The organism is Sinomonas sp. (genome assembly GCF_036848755.1).
In the GTDB taxonomy this organism is placed as follows: Bacteria; Actinomycetota; Actinomycetes; order Actinomycetales; family Micrococcaceae; genus Sinomonas.
Genome location: NZ_DAIUJO010000216.1, coordinates 1 through 2,806 on the forward strand (window position 1 = coordinate 1; position 2,806 = coordinate 2,806).

Here is a 2,806-nt window from a genome sequence, read left to right on the forward strand (position 1 = left end):
CATCTAGGCCGTCCGCTGGCGCTCGAAGGAACCCGATTCGGTTTGCCGCATCGGGGGCAGGCGGTGACATTGCCCTTCATCGCAGCCCCTTGGTGCGTTGTGCGTTGCGAGGCCCTCGGAACTGGCGCGGCGCGATCATCGATGCCGGGCGCTGGCCTTTCGCGGGCCCTGCTTGACCCCCGACGTCCTTGCGTCGTTCCCGAAAACGCTGCATCGCACCATTCCCTATTCTTCTTACCTGCCGGGCCGCCCGGGCCGGAATTTCCCTTCGCCTTCGGCAACCCGCGGCAACGCCTAGTAGACACTCTCGCCGCGCCGTCCTGTAGGGACGAAAGACCGGAATTCCCCGATGCCTTCCGGTTCTTTGCTCCATGAACCGTGGGACCTGGGCCGCGGCTGTGCTGCGTCCCGGGGCAACTGCCGCACGGCGAGCGGGGCGCCGCGGTCTCGGCCGCGCGATGCGAAGGCGCCAGCGCCGTCAGACGACAGGAAACCCCCGCACGTGTCGCTGGTGCCGTTGAGGAGGCGCGTAGGCTCGGCCCTATGACAATCAACACTTCATCCGACCGTGTGCGACGACTGGGCGGCTGGCTCCCCGAGCAACAGGACGACCTCGAGGAATGGATCGCGGGCCACCGGGAACGCGTGGAGGCGCGGGGTGAAGATGTTCCTCTGCATCCGGTGATCATGGAGTTCAAGGAACTGATCGCCAGTGATCCGGTTGTCCGTCTCTACATGACGGAGATGATCGAGCAGGTTCCGAAGTCGAAGCCCTACCGCAAACGGCACCTCACGAGCGTCGACCAGATGCTCCGGCTGATCAACGAGGTCCTGACGATGGCCCCGGAGTTCAGCGAAGGTGGCATGGTCACCACGCCGTTGACAGCGATCCTCGATTGGACCATGGGAACCGAGGCGGGCTTCGCAGCGCACCGCGATCCGCGGATCGTCGCCATGTTCCGCAAGATACTTGATGCCTGGTGCGTGTTCCTGAGCAGCGAGGAGTCGCTGTATGTGCTCAACGACTCACCGTCCGGGTGGATGTCGGAGAAGGCGCGGCAGGTTGTCGGGATGGACGACTATCAGCACGATGCCCGCGCACCGCACTGGGGCTTCACATCGTGGAACGATTTCTTCACCCGCCGGCTGACCTCGACCTCCAGACCCGTCGCATCGCCTGAGGACGACAAGGTCATCGTCAGCGCCTGCGAATCGACCCCATACAAGATCAGCTCCGACGTCCAGCGTCAGAGCCGGTTCTGGGTCAAGGGCCAGCCGTACTCACTCGAAGATCTGCTTGCCGGGGACGAGTCCGTGGATCACTTCGTCGGTGGAACGGTGTACCAGGCGTTCTTGAGCGCGTTGAACTATCACCGGTGGCACGCTCCCGTCTCTGGCACCATCGTGCGCGCATACCTCAAGGACGGGACGTACTTCTCCGAGGCGGAATCCGAGGGGGCCGACGCCGTCGAGGCAACCCTCTCGCAGTCATATCTGGCCCACGTGGCGGCCCGGGCGATCATCCTGATCCAAGCCGACGATCCCGTCATTGGTCTCATGGCGGTGGTCCCTGTTGGGATGGTCGAGGTCTCGTCCTGCGTCATCGATCCTGAGATCGTCCCGGGTCACCATGTGAACAAGGGCGACGAACTGGGGTACTTCCAGTTCGGTGGGTCGACCGAGTGCCTCGTCTTCCGGCCCGGAGTCATCGACCAGTTCGCTCTGACCGCTATTCCCCAACCGCAGGATCCGAAGGCGCCCCTCGTGCGGGTTCGGTCGAAGCTTGCCGTCGCTAAGTCCTGAGCCCTCGGCAAGCGGTGCTATGGGTCAGTCATGACGTAGCGGTGCGGATGCTGCAGGGCAGTATGCGCGAGGCTATTACTCGATGCAGCCTCGAGAGGAGCGCTCGCGGAAGGCAGGATCTCCGCCCAGATCCTCAAGGGTAGAACCGCCGACCTCCTCCATGCGCCTCGTGGTCCGCAGCCCTTCTCGTGGTCCCGCAGGGGGCTTCGAGGAGGGCCGCGGGCAAGCATTCGAGCCCCCGAACCAGAGGCTTCTTGACAGTGGATGTGACCTGCCCTACATTGGTTTTAATCGATTAAATCACACCGCTAAGGAACCCGGACCGTCTGCTCTGTGGCCTTTTCGGTTCGATTTAATCCATTAAACGTAGGAGACCAAGGGAGGTCGCACGGCGTGCGCGAAGCGAAGAGCCAAAGGGTGTGCTTCTTGATGCATCTGAAGCCGGACCGCGTCCAGGACTATCTCGCTGCCCATACCCATGTGTGGCCGGAGATGCTGGAGGCCCTGCGGGATGCGGGATGGCGGAACTACTCCCTATTCGTGCGCGAGGCCGACGGCCTGGTCGTGGGGTATCTCGAGACGGATGACTTCGAGCGGGCGAAGGCCGAGATGGCGGCCAGCGGGATCAACGCGCGCTGGCAGGAGTCGATGGCACCCTATTTCGCCGATTCCCAGAACCCCGATGCGTCCCTCGGGATGCTGGCCGAGTACTTCCATCTGGCGTGAGCGAGGAAGGGATAGCCATGACGATTCCGAATGCAGCTGAACTCGTCGCCGACGTCTCCGATGTCGCGCCCCCGGTCCCGCGCGCCAAGCCGCGAGTGGCGCTGGTATCGGGGGGCTTGGGCGTCTACTGGACCCAGTTCGACGGGCTCCGAGGGCGGCTCGAGTCCTCGGCGGCCGAGATTGCCCGGAAGCTCTCGGGCGCCGGAGCGGAGGTCGCGGACTTCGGTTTCGTGTCCGATCCGGTTCAGGGAGCGGCGGTAGGAGAGCGGGTGCGCCG

The 2,806-nt window shown here is 64.1% G+C and carries 2 protein-coding genes and 1 pseudogene; all 3 read left to right on the forward strand.

The features are described 5' to 3' along the window. Positions 1-543 precede the first annotated feature (543 nt). Entirely contained in the window at positions 544-1,803 is a 1,260-nt protein-coding gene (locus V7053_RS18590; protein ID WP_334173738.1) for a phosphatidylserine decarboxylase family protein, read from the forward strand. Positions 1,804-2,220: 417 nt separating this feature from the next. Further along, positions 2,221-2,529, forward strand: a complete 309-nt coding sequence (locus tag V7053_RS18595; RefSeq protein WP_334173739.1) for an L-rhamnose mutarotase — start codon at positions 2,221-2,223, stop codon at positions 2,527-2,529. Between the two features lie 17 nt (positions 2,530-2,546). Next, positions 2,547-2,806: pseudogene (locus V7053_RS18600) on the forward strand (hypothetical protein); the annotation flags it as partial.